Genomic DNA, 22,318 nt, shown 5'->3' with positions numbered 1-22,318 from the left:
TTGCTTAACTGTCGGCTTCGGTGGGATGGTCGGTCATGGGGTAGCTGCGGATAAAGTCTCTGGGGGTTACATTTTCTACAAACTTGCGAAAGGCCTCCCGCTCTGCTTCGTCGGCATCTTGGTTCATGGGGATCGAGGCTTCCGCAATGACCTCTTCCACCGTCCAGATGGGAACATGGGCCCGCAGAGCGAGGGCAATGGCGTCGCTGGGGCGGCAGTCGATCTCTTGTTTTTTGTCACCATTCACGGTGACGAGCACCGCGTAGAAGGTGTTATCCAGCAACGCGTGAATGATGACTCGCTCCAGCTTGATCCCCCACGTCTTCCAGGAGTTGAGGATGAGATCATGGGTCATGGGGCGCAGTGGCTTTTGGTCGTCCAGGGCCTGCAAAATGGCGTTGGCCTCTGCTTTTCCCACCCAAATGGGCAGGGCACGACGCTCACTGCCATCGCGCAGGATGACAATGGGGTTTTGGTTGACGGCATCGACCGCAATCCCAGCCACATGCATCTCGATCATGAGCAATTGCCTCCAGCCGGTGATCTTGATCGTATCTACGGGCGTCAAAGTTTGGCAACACACCATGAGCTCAGTTGGTAGTCCAGTTGAAGTGGCTTTGATCGGGGGCACTAGCGAGAGCCGCAGCTTGGCCGACGCCCTCAGCCGCCAAGGGATCCCTTGGGTGGCAACCGTCACCACCGAAGGGGCCAGAAGACTGTATCAGGATTTGCCCGGTCAGGTGGTGGTCACCCGATTTTCGCCGCCATCTCTGGAACAATTCCTGCAAGAGTGCCGGATCCGCGTAGTGGTGGATGCCTCTCATCCTTTTGCCCAGCAAATCTCGCAACTGGCCATCCAGGTGACGGCTCAACTGAGGATCCCCTACCTGCGCTACGAACGCCCTCCTCTGGAGCTGGATCCCTGGGTCCAGGTGGTGCCGGACTGGCAGGGGGTGCTCACAGAGGCGGTGCTGGCGGGGCGGCGGGTGCTGCTGACGGTGGGAGTGAAGGCCCTGCCCCTGTTTGTACCTTGGCAAGATCGCTGCCAACTGTGGGCACGGGTGCTGCCGGAATCGGTTCCCCAAGCGGTGCAAGCCGGGATCCCTGCCGAGCGGGTGATCGGGATGCGCTTGCCCCTCAGCTTTGAGCAAGAACTGCAGCTTTGGCAGCGGTTCAGCCCTCAGGTGGTGATCAGCAAAGCTTCTGGGGAAGCAGGTGGGCTGGGGATCAAACAGGCAGTGGCCAAAACCCTGGGGATCCCTCTGTGGGTGATCCGGCGACCCCCGTTGGACTATCCCTGGTGCAGCCAGGATTTGACAGAGGTGGTGCAGGAATGCAGGCGATGCTTGGGCAGAGCCAAACCTTGAGGTTGCCCGGCTCCGGCCAGACAAGTCAAAACGGCTCTTCGGGGGGCAGGTTGGAGTCGCGGTCTTGACGGGATCCCAGCAGTTCTAGGCGATCTACAGCGATGATGGGCCTCTGGCGCTCTTCTCCGGTGGATTTGTCTGTCCAGCGATTGAACTTGAGGCTGCCCGTTACCCCGATGAGGCTGCCTTTGCGCACATACTCTCCCGCCACCTCGGCAGTGCGGCCCCACAACTCTAGGCTGAACCAATCGGGCTTGTCTTCCCCTTTGCGGAATCGGTTGACCGCCAAGCTAAAAGTACAGACCACCTTGCCTGACTCAAAGTAGCGCACCTCCGGATCCATGCCGGCTCGCCCCACCAAGGTCACCAGGTTCAAGCTCATGGGCAGCTTCTCCAGACCGCCAGTAAATCTAGCCTTTGTTGTAGCGCTCGCAAGGGATCCCTGTCATCTTTTGGCTTGCGACCGTCAGCTTGGGCTCAGAGCCGATTCTTTAGGATATTTACAGATTTAGCTGCGGGGATCCCGATTGATCTCTGGGAAAAGCCTCTGCTGTGATGGACTTGATGCTCGGGATCCGGCTCCGCACTCTGTCGCAAAAGTTTACAATGGCAGAAGCAGTTGAGCAAATGCCAGCCCACCAGACACTCCCACCGGCCAATTGCAGGGCTAGCAGAGCAGGTTCGTTGCTGTGAGAGGACGCATTCAGAAGCATTTCCCATGGAATTCATCTACACGTACGCCTGGTTGATCCCCGTCTATCCTTTGGTGGCAGCCTTTCTCCTCGGCTTAGGTATCCTGATGTTCAACGCCTGGACAAGGGCCAACCGCTCTTTGGCTGCCTTTTTGAGCGTGTTCGCGACCGGGACGGCGATGGTTCATGCCTTTGCCCTTTTGGTCAGCCAGGTGCAGGGGCACGAAGCCGTCCTCAGAACCATCACCTGGGCCCAGGCGGGATCCTTCTCGGTGGATATGGGCTTTGTCGTGGATCACCTGAGCGCCATGATGCTGGTGGTGGTGACCACGGTGGCCTTTCTGGTGCAGATCTACTCCGATGGCTACATGGCCCACGATCCCGGCTATGTGCGTTTCTACGCCTACCTGAGCTTATTTAGCTCCTCGATGCTGGGCTTGGTGGTCAGCCCCAACCTGGTGCAGATCTACATCTTCTGGGAGCTGGTGGGGATGTGCTCCTACCTGCTCATTGGCTTTTGGCACGACCGGCAGGCAGCGGCAGAAGCAGCGCAAAAGGCGTTTGTGGTCAACCGGGTGGGAGATTTCGGCCTGCTGTTGGGCATCTTAGGTTTTTACTGGATTTCCGGTACCTTCGCGTTTGACGAGATCGGGCGCAACTTGCAGGAGATGTTGGCTGCCGGAGCGGTGAGCAGCAGCTTGATTGCCCTGTTTGCGGTGTTGGTGTTCTTGGGGCCGGTGGCCAAGTCGGCCCAGTTCCCGCTGCATGTGTGGTTGCCGGATGCTATGGAAGGTCCCACGCCTATCTCGGCTCTCATCCACGCAGCCACGATGGTGGCGGCTGGGGTATTCCTCTTGGCCCGCATGTTCCCGGTGCTGGAAGGGATCCCGGCGGCCATGGACATCATCGCCTGGACAGGGGCGGGCACAGCCTTCTTGGGGGCCACCATTGCCATCACCCAAAACGACATCAAAAAAGGCTTGGCCTACTCCACCATTTCCCAGCTGGGCTACATGGTCATGGCCATGGGGTGCGGCGCCTATGGGGCGGGCCTGTTTCACCTGATGACCCACGCCTACTTTAAGGCGATGCTCTTTTTGTGCTCTGGCTCAGTTATCCACGGCATGGAAGCGGTGGTCGGCCATGACCCGGTTTTGGCCCAAGATATGCGCCTGATGGGGGGGTTGCGCAAATACATGCCGGTTACGGCCATCACGTTTTTGATCGGCACGTTGGCCATTTGTGGGATCCCGCCCTTCGCCGGCTTTTGGTCTAAAGACGAGATCTTGGGCGCTGTTTTCGAACGGAACCCAGCTCTGTGGGGGGTGGGCTTCCTCACCGCCGGCATCACTGCCTTCTACATGTTTCGCATCTATTTCCTCACCTTTGAAGGGGAGTTTCGCGGCACCAACCTGAGACTGCGGCAGGAGGTGGCCATCAGCCAGGGCCGTCCTGTGCCAGCTTTTGCCTACGTTTTTGCGGGGAAACAACCGGCCTTTGGCCCTGGAGCCATGAACATTCAAGAAAAACCCCAGCCCAGCAGCCATCCTGAAGCCCACGAAAACCTGCACGACGGAGATGCCCATGCCTCAGAGCCCCATGAGTCCCCTTGGTCGATGACCTTCCCGCTGTTGGCTCTGGCCGTCCCTTCTGTGCTGATTGGCCTGGTGGGTACCCCTTTTGCCAACTTCTTTGAAGCTTTCATCCACCCACCGACTGAGTCTGTGGCAGAGGCAGGCTCGATTTTGCCGCTGGTGGCAGCAGAGTGGCAGGAGGTGCTGGCGGGCCATTTCGATTGGGCAGAGTTTCTAATCATGGCGGGTAGCTCCGTGGGCATTGGGCTGATCGGCATCACCTTGGCCAGCTTGATCTACTGGCAAAAGCGCATCGACCCGGGCACCTTCCCCCAAAGCCTGCAACCGCTCTACTACTTCTCCCTCAACAAGTGGTACATTGACGACCTCTATGAGCGAGTCTTTGTGCAGGGCACCCGCTTCGTGGCACGGGAGGCGCTGGAGGTGGACAGCCGCATCGTGGATGGTGTGGTCAACCTGACGGGCTTGGTGACCATGGTGAGCGGCGAGGCGATGAAATACCTGGAGAGCGGCAAGGCCCAGTTTTACGCTTTGATTATCTTTGCAGCGGTGGTGGTGATGGTGGTGGCATCAGGGGTAGGGTTCTAGCTCGAAGGCGAGGATGGATCCGGCCCGCTTGGCCAAGGGATCCCTCAGCCTAGAACTGCTGCTATGCTACGGAGCAAGTTGAGCGGATCCCTTGTTGCAATGGCCCCGCGTCGTCTTACGTCGATTTCGGATCCCTTGTTGGCGGAAAGGCAAGGTCAGAGGGAGCGTGTCTTGGCCCTGAAAAATCAGATCGAAGCGATCCTCTACTTAAAAGGGCAGCCCCTGGAGCTATCCGCCCTGGCCCAGTTGGCCCATTGCAGTCGCGACGAAGCCTACGATGCGCTGCTGGAATTAATGGAAGACTATGCCCATCGAGATTCTGCCTTGGAGGTCTTACAGGTGGAGGAGGGGTTTGCCCTGCAGTTGCGGGAGCCGTTTTTGGAGCTGGCCAACCAGCTTTTACCCCCTGAAATTGGGGTGGGTGCTACCCGTACCCTGGCTACAATCATTCTGCGTGGCCCGCTCTCGCAGGCGGAGTTGGTGGAGTTGCGCGGCCAAGGTGCTTATCAGCACGTGGCAGAGCTGGTAGAAAAAGGCTTCGTTACCCGCTATCGCAAAGAAGGCAGCCGTTCCCCCTGGTTGCGGGTGACCGATAAGTTTCATCGCTACTTCATGGTAGATGAGCTGGCCAAAAAAGCAACAGAGGCGGCTTCTTTCCCCGAAGAATAAACTTTGAAGAATAAACTTTCCCCAACTGCAAAATGAGGGATCCCTAACTCCTCTCTCCCAAAGGGAAAGTGTCTCAATCTGGCTTGAAATAAAAAAGGATCCCCTGGTCGGGGATCCAAATCGAGGGGAGCGCAGCTTCGGCAGAGAAGGGATCAGCCGAAAGTAGGTTCGATTGCTGAGACTTCTACTTGTTGGGCTGAGGGGCGACCCGCAAATAGGGCTTAATTTCCTTGTAGCCTTTTGGGAACTTCTCTTTCAGCACTTCCGGATCTTTCAGCGAAGGCGGAATGATGACATCGTCACCGTCTTTCCAGTCGGCAGGGGTGACGACATTGTACTTATCCGTCAGCTGTAGGGCATCGATCACCCGTAGGAGCTCGTCGAAGTTGCGGCCCGTGCTGGCTGGGTAGGTGAGAATGAGGCGGATCTTCTTATTGGGATCAATAACGAACACCGAGCGCACCGTCAGGGGCAGCCCTTCTTGATTGAGGTTGGTTTGATCCAACATGCCGTAGAGCTGAGAGACCTTGCGGTCTGCATCTGCCAAAATGGGATAGGTCAAAGTGGCGTTCTGGGTTTCCTCGATGTCTTTTACCCAGCCGACGTGGGAGTCCACATCGTCCACACTGAGGGCGATCACCTTCACACCCCGCTTTTCAAATTCGGGCATCAGCTTGGCAACGGTGCCCAGCTCTGTGGTGCAGACCGGCGTGTAGTCGGCGGGGTGAGAGAACAACACCACCCAGCTATCCCCGGCCCAAGAGTAGAAATCGATTTCGCCGTGGGTAGACTTTTGCGTGAAATTGGGAGCAGTATCGCCAAGTCGGAGAGACATACGCTCTTGATCCTCCGTAAAAGGGTTCAATCCGGTGAGACAGGGATCCGGATCCTTCGACCCGATCCCTCTTGATCTTGCCACATAAACCCCGATTTTCCGAGCGGATTACAGGTGATTTTAAGATTGTCCTCACCTAAGCCGCTACTGAGGGAAGACGACATGGGGATCCACCAGCTCGGCTACGAATTGGTGCAGGATGGGGACATAGCGCTCTCCGGCCACCTGCAGCAAGTTGTTGTGATCGGCTCCCTCGATGGGCACCAAGCGTTTGGGATCCCGTGCTGCTTGATAAAGGGCTTCAGCATGCCAGAAGGGGATTAGACGATCCTGGGTACCGTGCAAAATCAGCAGCGGGCAATTGATCTTGGCCATGCGGCTGAGGTTATCGAAGCGATCGAAGGGCAGCAGCGGGATGCGGGTTAAGACGCGAAAGGCTGTGACGAAGGTGGATTCCAGGATCACGCCCCCCACCGGCTTTTGGGCTGCCAAATAAACCGATGGCCCACCCCCCACCGAGCGCCCATAAACCAAAATCTGCTCCGGCAGGATCCCTTGGGCAACTAGGTAAGTGTAAGCGGCCTCGATATCTTTGTAAGCGCCGGCCTCGGAAGGGATCCCTTCGCTGGTGCCGTAACCGCGGTAGTCGTAGGCCAAGACGGCAAACCCAGCCTGCTGCAGGTGCACCAAGCGGGGCAGGATATCCCCCAAGTCTTCAGCGTTGCCATGGCTATAGAGGAGGGTATAAGCAGCAGCCGGATTGGGCAGATATACCGCTGAAATCTGCAGCCCATCAGAGGTCGTGAGCTTGAGAATGGCGTCCCCATCTCGATAGCTGGCGGGACGAGGCAAAAAGATCATTCGCTCCGATTGAAACCAGCCCAGCCAGAGCAGGTAGCCGTACACCACCAGCCCGACGAGCAGCAAAGATCGCCCCACGCGCAGCCACGAGAAGGATCCCAAAACTGGAAATTGCAAGAGGTCTCGGATTGGCATTGACGAGAAGGCATCGACAAATACGGTCATTTCAATTCAAACCAGGACAATGCGCTCACACCCAAAACGTTGGTCGCGTCCTCGTGTCAGCATTGCGGAGCAATAATACATGCGACCAAAGGCTTTTCTCAATAGCCTAGGTATCTCACCCTAACCTGAAGCGACCATAAGTTACGGTCACCTCAATTTGGGGGACTTCCCTGAGGTTCTGCGCTGCTTACCGACCACCCTCAACTTCTTTCCCACACGGGGAGAGGGCCTTCAGGGCTCCGCTTGAGAGAAAAAGCATTTCCAGGCACAAACCCCAATCCAGTTGACAAGGGTGTGGGCGACAATGGTGACCAACAGGTTTCCCGACAGCCACAAGCCAATCCCCATGAGGATACCAACCCCACCGGCCCAGACGGCATAAGGCCAGCCTTGCCATCCCAGCCAATGCAAGGCGCCAAACAAGAGGCCGCTCAGCAGGATCCCGCCTGTCCACCCTAAGGGGCTGGCCACCAGCAGGGACATCAACACGCCGCGAAACAGCCATTCCTCGCTCCAGCCCGGCAGCAGGCCCACCCAAAGGATGTCTCCCCACTGCAAGGGATCCGCCACCCAGTGTAAGTAGGCAGTGGCTGCCCGACGATAGGCTGGCCAGAGCCGGTAAACCCCGCCGCTGAGCAGAGCCACCCCCAGTCCCAGCCCTGCCCCCCACGCCAAGGCTAGGGGATCCCAGCGAAACGGCACGGGAAAGGAGGATCCCAGCCAGATCCAGAGACCCACAATGAGAGCCGAAAACAGGGTGGTGATGCCCATTCCATTCAAGATCTGTTCGCGTGTGCAGGGCTGAATCTGGGAAGTCATGGAGGGGATCCCTAGGCTTCGAACTCCGGAGGGTTAACAGCAGCTGCTGTTTTTATCATCGTTTATCTCAGCGGTCCTAGGTTCACGGCAGGTTGACAGCAGCTACAGAGCGTCCCTCAAAACTGCCTCAGCTTGTAAGCCAGCATGGATATGAGCCTTGAGTGTGACCAAAGGGACTCAATCGCCCCCTTGCTCTGTCTTCTGAGCCTCTGTGTAGCGCTTGATAACCTCTCCGGAAACTTGCCCCGCTGTACCCGCGTAGTAGCTTGGGTTCTACAAATAACCACCCCAGAGCCTCTTTTTGAGTTCAGAATGTCTCCCAAAGAGAGCAGGAGCCGTGGAACTTTTAATACCTTGGCAACGACCGCCGGAGCCGCCTTGGGAGAAGCAGAAAGAAAAACGTGATTCAAGGCTTAGAGTAGAGAAGGGCTTCCAAGCTTTTACCCTCAGCCCGGCTATACCCCAAATACCCACACCCGAGATGGGTGCAAAGTGCTCCGCACCACGGACGCGACCGAGCGGCGCATTCACCAAGCCATTCAAAACGCGCAGGCTCGCTTCGACAGCGACAAGTTCGCCGACAAATTTGCCCAGCAACTGCGGGGAGAGTCGGGGAACTGAAGAAAAGCGAGCAGGAATGGCTCAGTCGCCTGGGAGCCTTGGGCAACCCAACCAACGGCGGATCTACTGCTGGCCAATTCAAATCTGCGGTGGGATTGTTTTCTGGAGAGTTGCCGCTACCATTACACTTTGAGCGTTGCCACCGGAAACTCCCCGGCGGGAAAAGAAGAGGGGGCTGCGTCCAAAGTGGGGAATTAAGGTCATGTTCCAGCGTATTGCTCTCGGCTCTGCTGCATTGGGATTGCTTCTGGCCATACCCGTCCTTCCCAGCCACGGGTTTGGAGAGCCCCGGGTCGTTCCCGATACCCCGTTCTACTTCGACAACCACCGCTTCGATCGCTACCCAGATGCGGTTGTGGTGCGGGTGGTCAACGGCGACACCCTAGTGGTGCAAATCGAAGGGGAACAGAAGATGCGCCTGATCCGGTTGGCCGGGATCGAGGGTCTCAGCCCGGAAGAAAACCCCTATTACCAGCAAGCCATTGAACTGATGCGGGAGCGCATCCTCTACCGCACCGTCAAGCTGGAAGGGGATAAGTTGCTGCGCAACGTAGATGCTACGGGCTTGGTGGAGGCCTATGTCTGGTTAGAAGGCCATCAGATGAACGCCATGTTGGTGCGCAATGGCCTGGCCCGCATCATCCCCTACAGCCACAACATCAAGTACGACAGCTACTACGGTGGCCTACAAGAAAAAGCCCAGCAGGAGCGCCTTGGCATTTGGAGCCGTCTCTGAGTTGGCTTTATACTGAACTTCAGTTCTTTAATCTTCAAGGGAGCAGAGAGGAAAGAGCATGACTCTAGTCAATAATAAGCTCAACTATACTGAAAATAATGTATAATATGTTCAGTACGGATTACTACCAGTTGATCTTTCTGTTTACTTTCGAGTCTGCCAACATGGTAGCCAAAGCAAAGCAGAAAATTGGTAGTAAGACGACACGGAAACTGCGCTTTGGGTATTCTACTCAAAGCTTTGCGGGATACCGCCATTCTGTTTGGACTCCGTCCCGCTAACGCGAATGGAAACAAACAGAATGCTATCGCTGCATAGTTGAACAGTGATGTTCAGCAGTGTTCAGCGTAAATGTATCAGCTTCTCCCTTCTCTCCCGTTACTTCCTCTAGGTTATGCCTAGCCTGCCTTGACGGTTGAACCCACTCCAGCCCCCAGGGATCCCAATCGCTGGTTGAGGCGGCTGCCTCTGGTGACCGGCCTTTTGGGCAGCGCCCTCTTGGTCATCAATCGACTGGCCTTTACGCCGGAATTGCTCACCAGCCAGTCCCGCTCAGATGCCTTGGGGATCCTCCTCAGCGCCGTTTTGATCCTGACCGGCCTGCTGTGGCAGCAGATCCAGCCTCTTCCACCCCAAACGGCCCCCCTGCAGGGGATCCCCGGCTGTGATTGGCATCCCGATCTTTCTGAAAGTGAGAAACTGGAGCTGGCTTGGGCCTCCCATACCCTGCTCAGCACCACTGCCGCCCGCACTGTGGTGATCTGGGTGGGTGGGCGAACCCTCCTACAACGGGGGCTCCTGGCCAACCCCGGCCAGATGCCCTCCATTCAGCCCAAGAGCGTTTTGCAGCGGGTTTTGCAAACGGGGCGACCCGTCTATCTGGTGGATCTCAAGCTGTTCCCGGCCCGCGCCGAGTTCAATGATCTGTTGCCCCCCGGATCCCAAGCCGTGCTGTGCCAGCCCATCGGCCAGAAAGGGTGCTTGATTTTGGGGAGCGATACCCCACGCAGCTTCAGCCGGCAGGAGCAAACCTGGATTGCGGCCATTGCCGACAAGCTAGCAGCCACCCTACTCCCCTCTCCCCCTGGGAGAGGGGCTGGGGGGTGAGGGCACACTCCCCCTGGGAGAGGGGCTGGGGGGTGAGGGCTAGGCGGCGCTCTCTAGGCTCACCTGGAACACTTCGCTGAAGGCTTTTTCCACCTTGTAGCCCGAGTCGATGGTTTCCAAGGGATCCTTGCGCAGGCGGTGACGCAAACACAGGCTGATCACCCGACGGATATCGGCGACGGTGACCTCACTGCGCCCCTCTAGAGCTGCCAGGGCCTTGGCAGCCCGGTTGGTGACAATGTCTCCGCGCAGCCCATCCACCTCCAAAGCCGCACATACTCCGGAGATCTTCAAGCGCAAGTCGGGATCCACTGCCACGTTGGGCAAAAGATGTTGGGCTTTTTCGATGCGCTCCCGCAGGCGCTGCTGGGAATCGGCATACTTGGCCAAAAAAGCCTGGGGATCGGCGTCGAACTGGCTGCGCTCCTCCACGATCCGCACCCGCAGGGCAGCATCTCGCACCGTTTCGATCTGGACAAACATGCCAAAGCGATCCAGCAGTTGAGGCCGCAATTCCCCCTCTTCCGGGTTGCCGGATCCCACCAGCACAAACCGAGCCGGATGACGAATGGAAATGCCCTCCCGTTCCACGGTGTTCCAGCCTGAGGCCGCCGCGTCCAGCAACACATCCACTAAGTGGTCATCCAGCAAATTGACTTCATCCACGTAAAGGATGCCTCGATTGGCCTTGGCTAGTAGCCCTGGCTCAAAAGCCTTCACCCCCTGAGCCAAGGCCCGCTCAATGTCGAGAGTGCCACACACCCGGTCTTCTGTTGCCCCCAAGGGCAGATCCACCATCGGCACCTGGATCCAAGTGCTTTCCAGCGTTTCTCCCGCCTGCAGGCGCTCCCACACTTGATCGCTCATCAAGTCCCGCTGCCGCGGGTGGCTGTTGAAGGGATCCCCTTTCACCACCTCGATCTGGGGCAGCAGGTCGGCCAAAGCGCGGATGGTGGTGGATTTGCCCGTGCCGCGATCCCCCATGATCAGCACCCCGCCAATGCGCGGGTCGATCACGTTGAGGAGCAAGGCCAATTTCATCTCCTCTTGGCCGACGATGGCCGTAAACGGGAAAACCGGGCGACGTTCCAAATGCATAGGGGCAATAACCAACAATTCATCCCCATTATCCCAGAGGCCACTCCCTTCTGGGGGTCAGATAGGCTGGAAAGGGACTGGAACTGGAACCTAAAGACCAGTTTTCGGTCAAATGGAAAAGCAAGCTCAGTTGTCAGCGTGGACGACGCCCTGGGCTTTCACAGAGAGGAGCAGATAGGATCGAAGCCCGCGGGGTTCATCAGAGTGTTGAACCGGCGTGGGGCCGAAAGCTCACAAAAACCCTAGGCAACCTGAGCAACAGTTGGCGGGTGGGGAGACATCAGCGGTGTCAGGCAAAGCAAGTCGGAGATGGTGGACGGCATTTCCAATCCAAAGCGTGGTCCAAAAAGGGCTGGTGGGTTTGATCTGGGTTTGCACTTGGATCCCTGTGCTCACTGTCTCTCTGGCCGTGGCTCAAACCCCCACCACCTCTGTGGTGTTGAGCGATGAGCAGGTAACAATGTACGCCCGTATCGTCTTGGAGATGGAGCCCCACCGGCAAGAGGCCCAAAAGCGCTCCCAAGCCACAAACGACCCAGCCAGCAAAGATCAAATCCGGCGAGAATTCATCCGCACCGCGACCGAGATCATCACTCGCCACGGTATGACTGTGCCCGACTACAACCGCATTACACTCTTGATCCGCTCCGAAGAGGGCAAAGCTTTGCAACAGCGCATTGAGGCCGAAATTCTCCGCCTGCAAAGCGAGGATCCCCAACCGCCAGCCCGATAAAAGTGACTGGGGCCAGAGGATAAAGATAGGCTGGAAGCGGAAGTTGCTGTTCATCCAGTCGAGCGGGGGAAAAAGATGAACGAGCCCATGTCGCCGTCAGTGCGGGCGGCTGTCGAGCGGATGAAGTCTCGCTTGCGCCTGACTCGTCGCTTCGGGTTTTGGTTCCAGGCGATCTTGGGGGCGACGGCGCTGCTGCTGTGGTTCGGCTTTTTAATTGGCCAGAATACCGTCTATCGAGATGACTCGCTGGGGGCTATCATCGCCTTCTGGTTCACCTTGTTTACGTTGCTCACCCTGGCAGCCGGTCTATTTTTCAACTGGCGCTACTTGCTCCACGCGGAGCGCCGCTCAGCTTCTGCCGATGCCTTAAGCCAATTGGATCTGCCCAAGCAGTTGCAGTTGGTCACCTATATCAGCCTCATTGGGGCCTTCCTCGCTCTGATTGGTATGGAAGCCCAAGTGGGCGAGCTGTTGGCGCGCATGTTTTCCCGCACCCAGGCCAACCAGGTGACAGGAGTGCTGCTGCTGGCCGCCAACATCAACGTGACGTTTGCCCACTTCGTCTGCTTGGCAGGGGTTCTCTGGATTACCGGTGTCCTCGACCGCGAACCCTAGCGCCGGATCCCTGGCCCACCTTTGGGAGTCATGTGGACAGTGGCGAGACGGCTTGTTGTTTTTATAGTCGTTTACAGTCGTTCCAGTTCAGGGCAAGACACCTGAGCTACTGTTCGCGCTAGCGGGACGGAGTCTTTGAAAGGCCTTCTGGCACGGTGCATTTAACGTTTTAGGCGTGGGTGCAGTGTCCTAGTTTGAATCGAAATGACCATAAATGGGCAAAGCAAAGAGCCCCCAACTTGGGAGATAAGCTGGGGGAAGCCCTTTAGGTTTGCTTGAGTTTTCTCCAGACCACCCAGGCCTTTGAGACCTTTGCGACCTCAGTAAAAGCAATGGCTTTACTTAAAGCCCACTGCCGCTTGCCAGACAAAAGCCAGCAGGAAAAACAGAACAGGGATGATCGGCAAAATGTCGATCAGCGGGTCAAACAATTCATAGCCTTCCGGCAAACTGGCCAGGAACACCATCGCTGACATAGCAACAAACCTCAGGGGAAAATGCGGCTGAAGAAACTGCTTCTTTCAGAATTAAAATAGAGCTTAACATCATCCAGCAGGGATCCGGACTAAGTTCAAGAAATGTAAAGGAAGTGGCGACCTAGAGAACGCCAATGTTAGAGAGGCCCAAAACGACCCCCACTCCCAACAAATGGCCAAAGCTGGCAACCCCGATGACTTCTGGCCAGGTCATTCCCAGTACCGGCCCAGTCTCTGAGGCCACTCCAGAGGAGGATTTGAAGCTCAAGTAAGCCAGCCCTGTGCAGAGCAGAATGATCACGGCGTTCAGGGGGGACCAGGGGCTGGTTTGAGCGGTCAGAGCCAACAGCGCAACAACAGGCATCATGGTTTCCATCCTCAGCTCAGGTTAACCGACCCTTAGATTACCCCTCCTGCTGGGATCCCCTCGCAATCTGCACATGAATTGCAACAAAACCTCACACTACGGCTTTTCTCTGGCTTCAGGGGCAGTTTGCCGTTGCCGGGATCCTTCAGGAATCCTTGGCCAGGAGAGGAAGGTGCCCCCATGGCTGGGGTTGTGAGGAAAATAAGGCTTGGGCTGAGAAGCTGGGCAGGTCTCTGCCGTATACTAACGAAAGTTAACAAACTTATCTCTTCGATCTCTTTTCGGTGTGATGACTGGGACGCGCTGCCTCGACCCATCCTCTCTGTCTGCACTGTGCGCACCTAAGGATGGCTGCCGATGACTGTTGCTGCTACTGCTGAACCAGCCCAAAAACCTTTCGCATTGCCTCGTGAGCTGTTGGGGCCACCCTCGGAATTTTGGAATCCCACCTTGCTGATGTTTTTGGCTGCGGTGGTGCTTTCGGCCTCTTGCTTTGGCGGGTACGCCTTTTGGCACTGGCCCAAATGGATGGTGTTCTGGCTCAATTTTGTGGCCCTCTATGTTCTGGGCACGGTGATTCACGATGCTTCCCATGGCTCGGCCCACCGCAACCGCTTTCTGAACGAGGCACTCGGACACGGCTCTGCCCTGTTGCAGGGTTTTGTCTATCCCGTCTTTAAGCGGGTACACATGCAGCACCACGCCCACGTCAACCATCCTGAAGACGATCCCGATCACTATGTCTCAACGGGAGGGCCGCTGTGGCTGATCGCGCCGCGGTTTTTCTACCATGAGGTGTTTTTCTTTAAGCGGCAGCTCTGGCGGAAAGGTCGCTGGGATCTGCTGGAGTGGGGCTTGAGTCGGCTGGTGGTTATCCTGACCTTTGGTCTGGCCAGCTACTTCGGCTACACCGACTACATCATGAACTATTGGCTACCCCCTGCCTTTATCATGGGGTTCTTGCTGGGCTTGTTTTTTGACTACCTGCCCCATCGCCCTTTTCAATCCCAAGAGCGGTGGTACAATGCCCGCGTCTATCCCGGATGGCTGACCAACATTCTGCTGTTGGGGCAAAACTATCACCTGATCCACCATCTCTGGCCTTCTGTTCCCTGGTACAAATACCAAGCAGCCTACTGGGCAGCCAAACCTGAGCTGGACGCGCGCAACTGCCAGCAAACGCTGGGGATCTGGGAGAAGGGAGAGTTTTGGGGCTTTTTGTACGATGCTCTGATCGGTCTGCACTGGCACAAGCCCACTTCAGCTCACCCCGCTGCGCCAGCCAATCCAGAATCGGAGGGATCCCCTGCGGATCCACAGCTTGGCTAGCATGGTTTGGCCAACGCTGCAAGTCCCGCAGGTGCTGCTGTTTGTGGAGGCGGCCAGCCTGTTGCAGGACTCTAGCCAGGTTTTGTTGCAGGCCGGTCGGGCAACGGCGGATTTGCCGGAGTTGATCGCAGAAGCACAGGCGCGGGCCGAAGCCCAGGTGCAGCTCCTTGGGATCCCCGCAGACTTGCGGGCACAGGTGCGAGGGATCCTCAGGTTGACCTCGCCCCAAGAGGTGCTGGCCTACTTGCAGGACTTGCTGGACAGGGGATCTGGCCCGGATTTGGAAGCCTTTTTGGAGCAGGCGGGATCTGCCTCTACGGTGCTGCGCTTCCCCCCCCTGTTGGTGGGGGCTGTGGCTCTGGAGGTGGTGCTGGAGCGGTTGGACTTTTCCCCAGAAGAGCGGGCTGTGGTGCAAGCCCAACGGGATCAATGGGAACAGGCCCTGGCGGAATTGGCCATCCACCACAGGGTTTCCCCAGAGCCGCTGCAGGCTGCTGCCGAGACGGTGCTGCGGGCGGCTTCAGCAGAGGAGCTGCTGCAACTGGGTCAGGATCTTTTTCAAGATCTCCAAGATCTCGCTGTTGCTGATTCTGAGCCAGAAGCCGAGCCCCAGGTGGAATTGGCGGGGCCTCTGCTGTTCATGATGGTGGCCGATCACCTGTTGGCCCAAACAGAGTATCCGCTGACCCCGGAGCAGCGGCTGGACTTGCAAACCAATCGCGCCGAGGCAGAAACCCGCTACTTGGCCATGCAAAAGTTGGGCCGCATTGAAAACTTGGCGGAGCAGCAGGCTTATATTCGATCCTGGATTGACCAAGCTTCCGTACCGGATTTGCTGCAGGCTTTGGATCGCCTTTTTGCGGCGTCTGAACCCAACTCATGAGGCTCAGGGATCGCCGAAGATTTTGGATCCCCTATCCTGGAAGCAAAGGGATCCCACTTGAGGTGCGAAAGTGGACTGGGGCAGCCTGTTCTGGATTTTCCTGATCTTCAGCTCTTTGCAACCTCTGCTGAACCGTCGTGCCCAAGAGTTCCGGCGCTTGATGGCCATTCGGGAGTTGGAGCAAAAGCGGGGCAGCCGGGTGATTCTGCTCATTCACCGCCAGGAGTCGATTAGTTTTTTGGGGATCCCGGTTTCCCGCTACATCAGCATCGAGGACTCCGAGCAGGTATTGCGGGCGATTCGCCTCACTCCACCCAATACCCCGATTGATTTGATTTTGCATACCCCCGGTGGCCTGGTGCTGGCTACGGAGCAAATTGCCCGCGCCTTGATCCGCCATCCGGCCAAAGTGACAGTGTTTGTGCCCCACTACGCCATGTCGGGGGGGACGATGCTGGCCCTGGCCGCCGACGAAATCGTCATGGATGCCAATGCAGTCCTGGGGCCGGTGGATCCACAGTTGGGGGGGTATGCTGCCGCCAGTATTCTGCAGGTGGTGGCGGATAAACCCATTGCCGAAATCGACGACCAAACCCTGATCCTGGCGGATCTGGCCCGCAAAGCAATGCAACAGGTGCAGAACTTCGTGCGGGATCTCCTGAAGGACGATGTGCCCAAGCGCAAAATTGCCCCCGAACGCATCGAGCCCCTCATCCAGTACCTAACCAGCGGACAAGTTACCCACGACTACCCCATCACCGCCGAAGAAGCCCAAAGGTTGGGCCTGCCCATTTCTACCGAGTTGCCACCCCAAATCTATGCCCTGATGGACTTGTACCCACAGGCCGCCATAGGCCGTCCTTCTGTACAGTACATCCCCATCCCCTATGATCCTCGCCCCGCTCTGCCCAGAGGGGGATCCCGCTCTGGCCTAGGGTGAACTCTTGGCGTAAGCTTCCATAGCTTCCAGGCGCAGCCCCCCTGCCCGGCGAAACAGCTCTTGTCCGGTGTGCAGATGGCGGTCGTCGAAGTTCAGGGGGAAATACTGCAGCTCCTCTAGAGCGTCCTCTAGGTGGTTGAGGGCGTAGTAGAGGCGAGAAGCCACTCCCCCCAGGCTGCTGGGATTGGGGAGGCGGCCAAAGATCTGCTGGGCTTGGGCCAGTTTCTGCGCACACTCTTCCAGATAGTCAGCAAAAGACTGCAACAGGTTGGGATCAAAGGGATCCGCCGCCAAAGCATGCAACTGAGGCTCTAGGGAAGACAGCAGGGGCCCCAAAACTCGGTTTAGGGGGGTGTAGACCTGTTGGATCCAGGCTGCGCGGGCGATGGCTTCGTGGCTGACGGTTTCATGGGGAGATCCCCTCGGCTGAGGGCAGGGTGAGGTGCGGCTGGAATGCAATTGCCGGTCGTAGTCGCGGCGAGATTGCGGATCCTTGAGCACCGCGTAGGCAGCGTTGATCTGGCGGATGCGCTCAGAGGTGGCCCGATCTTTTTTGGCCAGCAGGCTATCGGGATGGTGATACTTGACCAAACGACGGTAGGCGGACTTGATCTCCTCCGCCGTCGCCGCCACGGAAACGCCCAAAACTTCGTAATGGGATCCGCTCTCCATAACCCCTAGGCTTGCCGGAAAGAAACTTCCATATTCTACCTGCAGCCTAGAATAAAGGTGAGTTTTCCGGTGCTGCCCCATGTCTTCCGCCTCGCCCCAGGGATCCCCCCATCCTTTCAGTGCCCTCTTGGGGGCCGCCATCGCCGTCAGTTTGGGCTACGGGTTCTTTCAACTGCTGCTCTCGATGTTGGCCAAGTTGCCGCCAATTGAGGTGGAGATTGGATCGTTGGCCCGCGGAATCAGCATTCTGGTGCGCTACCTGCTGGTCGGTTCCGTTTCCTTGATCGCGTTTATGTTTGCCCTGGTGGGGCTGGGGCTGGCGGCCTACTTTTTGCAATTGCTGGGCGAGCGGCTGACCTCCTCTCGGCGCTGAAGCTGGGGGCTGTAGGCACAACTTCTGGCCGACTCGTTGGGCGTTTATCATGATGAGCCAGCTTCTTCTCAGCGCAGCACCACCTTGGGGGAGAGCAACAAAGTCAGGGATCCCTGGCGGTAGTCAATCCGGCCTTCGGCAAAGCGCACTTGGGCTAGGCCCGCTTTTTTGAGGGTGATCGCGTGGGCGTTGGCCGGGTTTAGACCAACAGCCGCTTGTACCCACAGGCTCAGATCCGGCTGGTGACCGACCAGAGCCAAAGACGCCAGAGGTTCCCGCTCTGCTTGCCAGCGCACCAGGTCAGCAAAACTGCCCCCCGGAGCCAGCGGCTCAAACACCTCCACAGCTTCGGCCAGGTTCTCGTCCAAAAAGATCTCAGCGGTCTGTCGAGCCCTCACCAAGGGACTGGTGAGCAGGAGATCCCACCTCCAGCCCATGTTCTTGAGCTGGCGGGCAACCTTGCGGCAACGCTTGCGACCTTCGTCTGTAAGGGCCCGAAAGGCATCCTCGACTTCTGGCCGGGGTTCCTCGGCTATGCCATGGCGAATAAAATCCACGGCCAATTCCTGTCGGGCAGTCTGCTTTTCTGCCGCCCCCTGATGGTGCTCCGCGCTGCTAACGCAAACGCCCTCCTGTTGTTCAAACCCAGAGACCATAGAACTCCAAAACTCTGTCCTGCCGGCGCGAACGGCACTGTTAAGTAAACCTTGGAATCACTGTAACTCTCACAGAATACTGTGCTCTGTCGGGGGAAAAGCCCGCTCCCTCTACGGCAGCACTCCCGCGACAAAACCGGAAGTCATGAAGAAGACGAGGGGTTATGCAGTCGCTGGCTGACCAGAGTGCGCCCCTCCTGGGTGTAGAGCTGCCAGTAGTTCCAGTAGTTGCCAAACACGGACTTCACATAGCCCCGGGTTTCGGGGAAGGGGATCTGCTCCACAAACACGTCCGGATCCTCGAAGCCAAAGCGGTTCAGCCATCTGGCCACGTTGCCGGGGCCACCGTTGTAGCTGGCCAGGGCCAGCAAGGTGTTGTCTTGGTAAGTGCGGTGGGTGTAGTCGAAGTACCAGGATCCCAGGTAGAGATTGTCGGCGGGGTTGGTGAGGCTGTACTGGGCCAGGCCGATCTGCTGGGCAATCCAGCGGCCAGTAGCGGGCATCACCTGCATCAAGCCCAAAGCCCCCGAGGCCGAGACGATCTCTGGCTCAAAGCGGGATTCCTGCCGGATCAAAGCCGCCACCATCAAGGGATTGAGGTTAAATTGCCGTGACCAGTGGGCCAAGCCGGGTTGGGCGTAGGGATCCCCGCTCCAGGAATTGTCGGGGCCCGCATAGTAGTGCAGCGGATAGATGGCCTGCCAGAAATCTTGGCGCTGCCTCAACGTCTCCAGCAGGGGATCCGGCTCTTCGCTGAAGCGCAAAGCAGCCACCTGGTTAATGCCCCGCAGGTGATCTCCGGCGCTGTTGCGCAAAATGCCCGTGACAAAGCGCTCGGCAACGCTCATCTGGCCGGGATCCCGCTGCACGGGAGTTTCGCCCTGCCAGCGTTCCCAGGCCAGTTGGCTGGCTCCCATCAAATGCAGGGTTTGCGTAACTGCAGAGACCCCCGGCAACGGTTGGCGCACCGGCTGAAAATCCACCTCAACCCTTTTGCGCCCGCTGTAGAAATCCCCCACCGGCCAGCCCAGTTGCACTGCCGACCGCCAGCCGTAGTAGGTGTGGGGAAACTGACGCAGTACCTGCCGATAGGTCTGCCGAGCTGCAGCGACATCCCCCTGCTGTTCCCGCCATTTGCCCGCCCAGTAGAGCAGTTGTGCCCCCATTTCCGTGTCCCGCTGAGCAGATCCGATCTGTTGGGCCAGGGCGATGGCTTGGCTGAGATTGCCTGCTTGTGCTTGGCTCCAGGCCACCGTCCAGGCGGCGTTGGCCGCAGCTTCGCTGGCCGGAAAGCGATCCCAAAGGGCTTGCCGAGTAGCCTGGGCCGATTGGGGGCTGGCGTTGCGATCATAGAGCTGGCTGAGGCTAAGCAACGCCTCTGGAGCTTCTTTATCTGAGCCGGATCCCACCTGTCGAAGCAAGTCGATCGCCGTCGGCAGGTCGCTCAGTTCCGCCAAACGGCGGCGGGTGAGAGAAGCCTCTGGCCCATCGGGAAACTGTGCCAGCAGCGCTTGGTAAGCCGCTTTGGCCTGGGGAAACTCCCGCGAGATCTGGTGGCTGCGGCCCCAGCGGTAGAGGTTCTGAGAGGTGGCGGGGGCACGTCCATAGGCCCGGGCAGCTTTGCCGTACTCCCGTTGCTCCCAGTAGGCATCGGCGAGGATCTGCCAGTCGGAAGCCGTGAGGGATCCCTCCTGAGCCTGCCGCCAGCGATCCAGCAACGGCGTTAGCCCAGGGGTTTGCGGGTGATGTTGGGCCAAATCCCGCAGCAGGTCATAGCGGTCGGGGTTCAGCTCTAGCAAATGCTTGAGGGCACGTCCGGTCAGCGGGTGGGTGGGAAATTGCTGCCGCAGCCGATCCACCTGGCCCATCCCCCAGAGGGCGTAGGCGGCCACAGGACTGTGGGGATATTCCTGCAAAATCTGGGGCCACCAGATCCCTTGGGCTGTTTCCTTATCCTGCAACTGTTCATAGGCTTGGGCCCTGAGCTTCCAAATCTCTTCCCTCAAAACCGGCAGGCTCTCTTCCAGCCCTTGCAAATCCTTCAAGGCAGATTGCGCTTGGCCGGCTTGCAGCGCTGCGTAGGCCCGCAGAAAGGCCGTTGTGGAAGTTTGGGGCAGTTGCGTCGGATCCCTGCCTTCTCGTGCAGAGGCCACTTCTACGGTTTCTGCCCAGGATGAGGTGTAGAAGCCCCAGACAGCTCCACCCAGAGCCGCTCCTGCTGCCAGCACACCGGCAGCCCATCTTGTCCAGCGTCGTTGGCTGCTTGTCAGAATCCCCATGCTTTACCTCCCCACCACCTCTGACCTACGATACTCAACCTGACTGCGTTGAGTCACCAGACAACTCGATACTTGCGAAACGGCTGGAAAGCTCACCTGGCAAGCGGTCACCGAGCATTGGGGCCAGACGATAAGCAGGGAGAGGAGCAGTTCTTTCCTCAAATCTTCAAATTTCAGACAGCAGTGAAACAGCTCATTTCCCCAATTGCGGGATCCCTGTCGGGCTTTCGCTGCGGTACACCTTGGCCCCGACACTGCGCAGCTTTTCATCAATGGCTTCGTAGCCCCGGTCGATGTAGTGCAATCCGTGGATCGTGGAGCAGCCTTCAGCCGCCAGACCGGCCAACACCAGGGCCGCACCCGCCCGCAGGTCGGTAGCCACCACCGGAGCGCCGGAAAGGGACGGCACCCCTCGGATCAGGGCCACTCGGTTCTTCAGGCGAATATCGGCTCCCATGCGATTCAGCTCGGGAATGTGGTGCATGCGGTTTTCAAACACTGTCTCCTCAATGGTGCAACTGCCCTCGCTCAAGGCGGCCAAAGCCATGATCGGCGCCTGCACATCGGTGGGGAAACCGGGATAGGGCAGCGTTTGAATATCGGTTGCCTGACAGAGCCAGCCTGAGCTCAGTTGAGCTGGGGCAATGCGCAACCGGTTTGGGCCCTCTTCTTCCACCCGCAGACCCATGGCTTGCAACTTGGCGATCACCGCCCGCAGATGATCGGGAATAACAGGGCCAACCGTGAGGTGAGAGCGGGTAATGGCCCCGGCAATGAGATAGGTGCTGGCCTCGATGCGGTCGGGAATGACCGTGTACTCTGTTCCATGCAAGCGGGGCACCCCTACCACCACAACCGTATTGGTGCCGACACCGCGAATGCGGGCCCCCATGGCTTGACAAAAACGGGCTAGATCCGCCACCTCCGGCTCTTGGGCGGCGTTCTCGATCACCGTTTCTCCATCCGCCAGCGTAGCGGCCATCATCAAGGTCTCGGTGGCACCGACGCTGGGATAGTCCAGGTAAATACGGGTTCCCAACAGTTTACGGGCATAGGCATGAACCACCCCATGCTCGATTTGGACCGTTGCCCCCAAGGCTTGTAGACCCCGCACATGCAGATCCACAGGACGAGACCCGATCGCACAGCCACCGGGCAGGGGAACTCTGGCCACCCCCAGCCGCGCCAACAGAGGCCCTATGATGAAAAAGCTGGCCCGCAACTGGCTGACCAATTCATAAGGGGCTTGAGAGGTTTTGAGGGAGCTGGCATCCAGGTCCAGGGTATTGCCAACATGGGAAACCTTAACTCCCAGCGTGGCCAGGATCTGCCCCATGCGTTCAATGTCCAGCAGACGCGGCACGTTGTGAATTCGACAGGCCTCAGGAGCCAAGATGGCCCCGGCCATCAGCGCCAAGGCAGAGTTTTTTGCCCCGCCAATAGGGATGTGGCCACTCAGGGTCTGCTTGCCAATGATTTTCAGCACTGGCCCCATCATCTCTGGCGCGGTTGCCATGCCGGTCTGGGGCGGCGTCAGGCCAGGCTCTAGGGGATCCGCCCCGCTGACGCGATTGTCAAAACCTTTCAATCTCCCTCCTCACCCACAAAAAATAGGCGAACCCTTCTCAGAGAATACTCTGGGGATCACAGCAGCGGCTAAACTCGCAAGCCAAATTGGGTGTGAGGAAGAAGTTCCCATGGCTGTGCTTCTATCCTGCAGCAGCGGACAGGGGAGCGGCTAGGCCAGTTCACCAGATGCAGGCTCTCAGCGAAGGCAACTGGGGGGCAGCCCAACAGCAGGGGGCGGTATGATGGATGCTCAGGGGAAGTGCTTGCAAGGAA

The 22,318-nt window shown here is 58.1% G+C and carries 24 protein-coding genes; 12 read left to right on the top strand and 12 right to left on the bottom strand.

Annotation, left to right across the window (positions count from 1 at the left end):
• Positions 1-4 precede the first annotated feature (4 nt).
• A complete protein-coding gene (locus CYB_RS00560; RefSeq protein ID WP_011431791.1) occupies positions 5-520 on the bottom strand; it encodes a bifunctional nuclease family protein in 516 nt (171 codons plus the stop codon).
• On the opposite strand from CYB_RS00560, the gene CYB_RS00555 reads away from it, so the two are divergent.
• Entirely contained in the window at positions 519-1,367 is an 849-nt protein-coding gene (locus CYB_RS00555; RefSeq protein ID WP_202943704.1) for a cobalt-precorrin-6A reductase, read from the top strand. The two genes, CYB_RS00560 and CYB_RS00555, sit on opposite strands and share 2 nt — an antisense overlap.
• 25 nt (positions 1,368-1,392) lie before the next feature.
• Here the strand turns inward: CYB_RS00555 and CYB_RS00550 are convergent, their stop codons facing one another.
• Positions 1,393-1,749: a single-stranded DNA-binding protein gene (locus CYB_RS00550; RefSeq protein ID WP_011431789.1), complete on the bottom strand. Its 357-nt coding sequence runs from the start codon at positions 1,747-1,749 to the stop codon at positions 1,393-1,395.
• A 336-nt stretch (positions 1,750-2,085) separates the two neighbouring features.
• On the opposite strand from CYB_RS00550, the gene CYB_RS00540 reads away from it, so the two are divergent.
• Positions 2,086-4,242 (top strand): NAD(P)H-quinone oxidoreductase subunit 5, encoded by a 2,157-nt coding sequence (locus CYB_RS00540; protein WP_011431787.1) that lies wholly within the window; start codon positions 2,086-2,088, stop codon positions 4,240-4,242.
• A 99-nt stretch (positions 4,243-4,341) separates the two neighbouring features.
• Positions 4,342-4,911, top strand: a complete 570-nt coding sequence (gene scpB / locus CYB_RS00535; RefSeq protein WP_011431786.1) for an SMC-Scp complex subunit ScpB — start codon at positions 4,342-4,344, stop codon at positions 4,909-4,911.
• 184 nt (positions 4,912-5,095) lie between these two features.
• On the opposite strand, the gene CYB_RS00530 is transcribed toward scpB, so the two are convergent.
• The 3 genes from CYB_RS00530 to CYB_RS00520 form a co-directional block, all read right to left on the bottom strand.
• Positions 5,096-5,746, bottom strand: a complete 651-nt coding sequence (locus tag CYB_RS00530) for a peroxiredoxin (protein WP_011431785.1) — start codon at positions 5,744-5,746, stop codon at positions 5,096-5,098.
• Between the two features lie 144 nt (positions 5,747-5,890).
• The gene (locus CYB_RS00525; RefSeq protein WP_011431784.1) at positions 5,891-6,772 is read right to left on the bottom strand and encodes an alpha/beta hydrolase; all 882 of its coding nucleotides are present in this window, start codon (positions 6,770-6,772) and stop codon (positions 5,891-5,893) included.
• Between the two features lie 231 nt (positions 6,773-7,003).
• Complete coding sequence (locus CYB_RS00520) at positions 7,004-7,591, bottom strand: CPBP family intramembrane glutamic endopeptidase (RefSeq protein ID WP_011431783.1); 588 nt, start codon at positions 7,589-7,591, stop codon at positions 7,004-7,006.
• A 492-nt stretch (positions 7,592-8,083) separates the two neighbouring features.
• Between CYB_RS00520 and CYB_RS15490 the strand changes: the two genes are divergently transcribed.
• From CYB_RS15490 to CYB_RS00510, 3 genes are all read left to right on the top strand, one after another.
• The gene (locus tag CYB_RS15490) at positions 8,084-8,212 is read left to right on the top strand and encodes a hypothetical protein (protein ID WP_011431782.1); all 129 of its coding nucleotides are present in this window, start codon (positions 8,084-8,086) and stop codon (positions 8,210-8,212) included.
• A gap of 202 nt (positions 8,213-8,414) precedes the next feature.
• Positions 8,415-8,948: a thermonuclease family protein gene (locus CYB_RS00515; protein ID WP_011431781.1), complete on the top strand. Its 534-nt coding sequence runs from the start codon at positions 8,415-8,417 to the stop codon at positions 8,946-8,948.
• Between the two features lie 408 nt (positions 8,949-9,356).
• Complete coding sequence (locus CYB_RS00510; RefSeq protein ID WP_011431780.1) at positions 9,357-10,055, top strand: cofactor assembly of complex C subunit B; 699 nt, start codon at positions 9,357-9,359, stop codon at positions 10,053-10,055.
• Positions 10,056-10,094: 39 nt separating this feature from the next.
• Here CYB_RS00510 and bchI read toward each other — a convergent pair whose 3' ends face one another.
• The gene (bchI, locus tag CYB_RS00505) at positions 10,095-11,153 is read right to left on the bottom strand and encodes a magnesium chelatase ATPase subunit I (RefSeq protein ID WP_011431779.1); all 1,059 of its coding nucleotides are present in this window, start codon (positions 11,151-11,153) and stop codon (positions 10,095-10,097) included.
• A 388-nt stretch (positions 11,154-11,541) separates the two neighbouring features.
• Here bchI and CYB_RS00500 point away from each other — a divergent pair, with 388 nt between their 5' ends.
• Complete coding sequence (locus CYB_RS00500) at positions 11,542-11,886, top strand: DUF4168 domain-containing protein (RefSeq protein ID WP_238376835.1); 345 nt, start codon at positions 11,542-11,544, stop codon at positions 11,884-11,886.
• A 75-nt stretch (positions 11,887-11,961) separates the two neighbouring features.
• Positions 11,962-12,501 (top strand): DUF3611 family protein, encoded by a 540-nt coding sequence (locus CYB_RS00495; protein WP_011431777.1) that lies wholly within the window; start codon positions 11,962-11,964, stop codon positions 12,499-12,501.
• 338 nt (positions 12,502-12,839) lie between these two features.
• Here CYB_RS00495 and CYB_RS00490 read toward each other — a convergent pair whose 3' ends face one another.
• Positions 12,840-12,977 carry a photosystem II reaction center protein K gene (locus tag CYB_RS00490; RefSeq protein ID WP_041436063.1) on the bottom strand — a complete coding sequence of 46 codons (138 nt, stop codon included), beginning with the start codon at positions 12,975-12,977 and terminating at the stop codon, positions 12,840-12,842.
• Positions 12,978-13,098: 121 nt separating this feature from the next.
• Positions 13,099-13,344, bottom strand: coding sequence for a photosystem I reaction center subunit PsaK (gene psaK / locus CYB_RS00485; RefSeq protein ID WP_011431775.1), 246 nt, complete (start codon positions 13,342-13,344; stop codon positions 13,099-13,101).
• Positions 13,345-13,701: 357 nt separating this feature from the next.
• Here psaK and CYB_RS00480 point away from each other — a divergent pair, with 357 nt between their 5' ends.
• The 3 genes from CYB_RS00480 to CYB_RS00470 all read left to right on the top strand — a co-directional run bounded on the left by CYB_RS00480 (position 13,702) and on the right by CYB_RS00470 (position 16,496).
• A complete protein-coding gene (locus tag CYB_RS00480) occupies positions 13,702-14,673 on the top strand; it encodes a fatty acid desaturase (RefSeq protein WP_011431774.1) in 972 nt (323 codons plus the stop codon).
• 1 nt (position 14,674) lies between these two features.
• Positions 14,675-15,556: a hypothetical protein gene (locus tag CYB_RS00475; protein ID WP_011431773.1), complete on the top strand. Its 882-nt coding sequence runs from the start codon at positions 14,675-14,677 to the stop codon at positions 15,554-15,556.
• 70 nt (positions 15,557-15,626) lie between these two features.
• A complete protein-coding gene (locus tag CYB_RS00470; RefSeq protein ID WP_011431772.1) occupies positions 15,627-16,496 on the top strand; it encodes an SDH family Clp fold serine proteinase in 870 nt (289 codons plus the stop codon).
• On the opposite strand, the gene CYB_RS00465 is transcribed toward CYB_RS00470, so the two are convergent.
• Complete coding sequence (locus CYB_RS00465) at positions 16,488-17,168, bottom strand: J domain-containing protein (RefSeq protein ID WP_011431771.1); 681 nt, start codon at positions 17,166-17,168, stop codon at positions 16,488-16,490. The genes CYB_RS00470 and CYB_RS00465 overlap by 9 nt on opposite strands.
• A 79-nt stretch (positions 17,169-17,247) precedes the next feature.
• Here CYB_RS00465 and CYB_RS00460 point away from each other — a divergent pair, with 79 nt between their 5' ends.
• Positions 17,248-17,541, top strand: a complete 294-nt coding sequence (locus tag CYB_RS00460) for a DUF3082 domain-containing protein (protein ID WP_011431770.1) — start codon at positions 17,248-17,250, stop codon at positions 17,539-17,541.
• 68 nt (positions 17,542-17,609) lie between these two features.
• On the opposite strand, the gene sixA is transcribed toward CYB_RS00460, so the two are convergent.
• The 3 genes from sixA to murA form a co-directional block, all read right to left on the bottom strand.
• The gene (gene sixA, locus CYB_RS00455) at positions 17,610-18,197 is read right to left on the bottom strand and encodes a phosphohistidine phosphatase SixA (RefSeq protein WP_011431769.1); all 588 of its coding nucleotides are present in this window, start codon (positions 18,195-18,197) and stop codon (positions 17,610-17,612) included.
• A gap of 143 nt (positions 18,198-18,340) precedes the next feature.
• The gene (locus CYB_RS00450; RefSeq protein WP_011431768.1) at positions 18,341-20,476 is read right to left on the bottom strand and encodes a transglycosylase SLT domain-containing protein; all 2,136 of its coding nucleotides are present in this window, start codon (positions 20,474-20,476) and stop codon (positions 18,341-18,343) included.
• Positions 20,477-20,669: 193 nt separating this feature from the next.
• Entirely contained in the window at positions 20,670-21,992 is a 1,323-nt protein-coding gene (gene murA, locus CYB_RS00445; RefSeq protein ID WP_202943714.1) for a UDP-N-acetylglucosamine 1-carboxyvinyltransferase, read from the bottom strand.
• Positions 21,993-22,318 lie beyond the last annotated feature (326 nt).

Source organism: Synechococcus sp. JA-2-3B'a(2-13) (genome assembly GCF_000013225.1).
Classification (GTDB): domain Bacteria; phylum Cyanobacteriota; class Cyanobacteriia; order Thermostichales; family Thermostichaceae; genus Thermostichus.
Note: the sequence above shows the minus strand (reverse complement) of the source record. Positions and strands in the feature narration are given on the sequence as shown.

Excerpts from the sequence above, each read along its gene's own strand:
- sixA (WP_011431769.1), bottom strand. The coding sequence starts at position 18,197 with ATGGTCTCTGGGTTTGAACAACAGGAGGGCGTTTGCGTTAGCAGCGCG.
- CYB_RS00515 (WP_011431781.1), top strand. The coding sequence starts at position 8,415 with ATGTTCCAGCGTATTGCTCTCGGCTCTGCTGCATTGGGATTGCTTCTG.
- CYB_RS00490 (WP_041436063.1), bottom strand. The coding sequence starts at position 12,977 with ATGTCAGCGATGGTGTTCCTGGCCAGTTTGCCGGAAGGCTATGAATTG.
- CYB_RS00525 (WP_011431784.1), bottom strand. The coding sequence starts at position 6,772 with ATGACCGTATTTGTCGATGCCTTCTCGTCAATGCCAATCCGAGACCTC.
- murA (WP_202943714.1), bottom strand. The coding sequence starts at position 21,992 with ATGGCAACCGCGCCAGAGATGATGGGGCCAGTGCTGAAAATCATTGGC.
- CYB_RS00450 (WP_011431768.1), bottom strand. The coding sequence starts at position 20,476 with ATGGGGATTCTGACAAGCAGCCAACGACGCTGGACAAGATGGGCTGCC.
- CYB_RS00480 (WP_011431774.1), top strand. The coding sequence starts at position 13,702 with ATGACTGTTGCTGCTACTGCTGAACCAGCCCAAAAACCTTTCGCATTG.
- CYB_RS00555 (WP_202943704.1), top strand. The coding sequence starts at position 519 with ATGAGCAATTGCCTCCAGCCGGTGATCTTGATCGTATCTACGGGCGTC.
- CYB_RS00540 (WP_011431787.1), top strand. The coding sequence starts at position 2,086 with ATGGAATTCATCTACACGTACGCCTGGTTGATCCCCGTCTATCCTTTG.
- CYB_RS00560 (WP_011431791.1), bottom strand. The coding sequence starts at position 520 with ATGATCGAGATGCATGTGGCTGGGATTGCGGTCGATGCCGTCAACCAA.
- CYB_RS00550 (WP_011431789.1), bottom strand. The coding sequence starts at position 1,749 with ATGAGCTTGAACCTGGTGACCTTGGTGGGGCGAGCCGGCATGGATCCG.
- bchI (WP_011431779.1), bottom strand. The coding sequence starts at position 11,153 with ATGCATTTGGAACGTCGCCCGGTTTTCCCGTTTACGGCCATCGTCGGC.
- CYB_RS00460 (WP_011431770.1), top strand. The coding sequence starts at position 17,248 with ATGTCTTCCGCCTCGCCCCAGGGATCCCCCCATCCTTTCAGTGCCCTC.
- CYB_RS00520 (WP_011431783.1), bottom strand. The coding sequence starts at position 7,591 with ATGACTTCCCAGATTCAGCCCTGCACACGCGAACAGATCTTGAATGGA.
- CYB_RS00495 (WP_011431777.1), top strand. The coding sequence starts at position 11,962 with ATGAACGAGCCCATGTCGCCGTCAGTGCGGGCGGCTGTCGAGCGGATG.
- CYB_RS00465 (WP_011431771.1), bottom strand. The coding sequence starts at position 17,168 with ATGGAGAGCGGATCCCATTACGAAGTTTTGGGCGTTTCCGTGGCGGCG.
- CYB_RS00475 (WP_011431773.1), top strand. The coding sequence starts at position 14,675 with ATGGTTTGGCCAACGCTGCAAGTCCCGCAGGTGCTGCTGTTTGTGGAG.
- CYB_RS00530 (WP_011431785.1), bottom strand. The coding sequence starts at position 5,746 with ATGTCTCTCCGACTTGGCGATACTGCTCCCAATTTCACGCAAAAGTCT.
- scpB (WP_011431786.1), top strand. The coding sequence starts at position 4,342 with ATGGCCCCGCGTCGTCTTACGTCGATTTCGGATCCCTTGTTGGCGGAA.
- psaK (WP_011431775.1), bottom strand. The coding sequence starts at position 13,344 with ATGATGCCTGTTGTTGCGCTGTTGGCTCTGACCGCTCAAACCAGCCCC.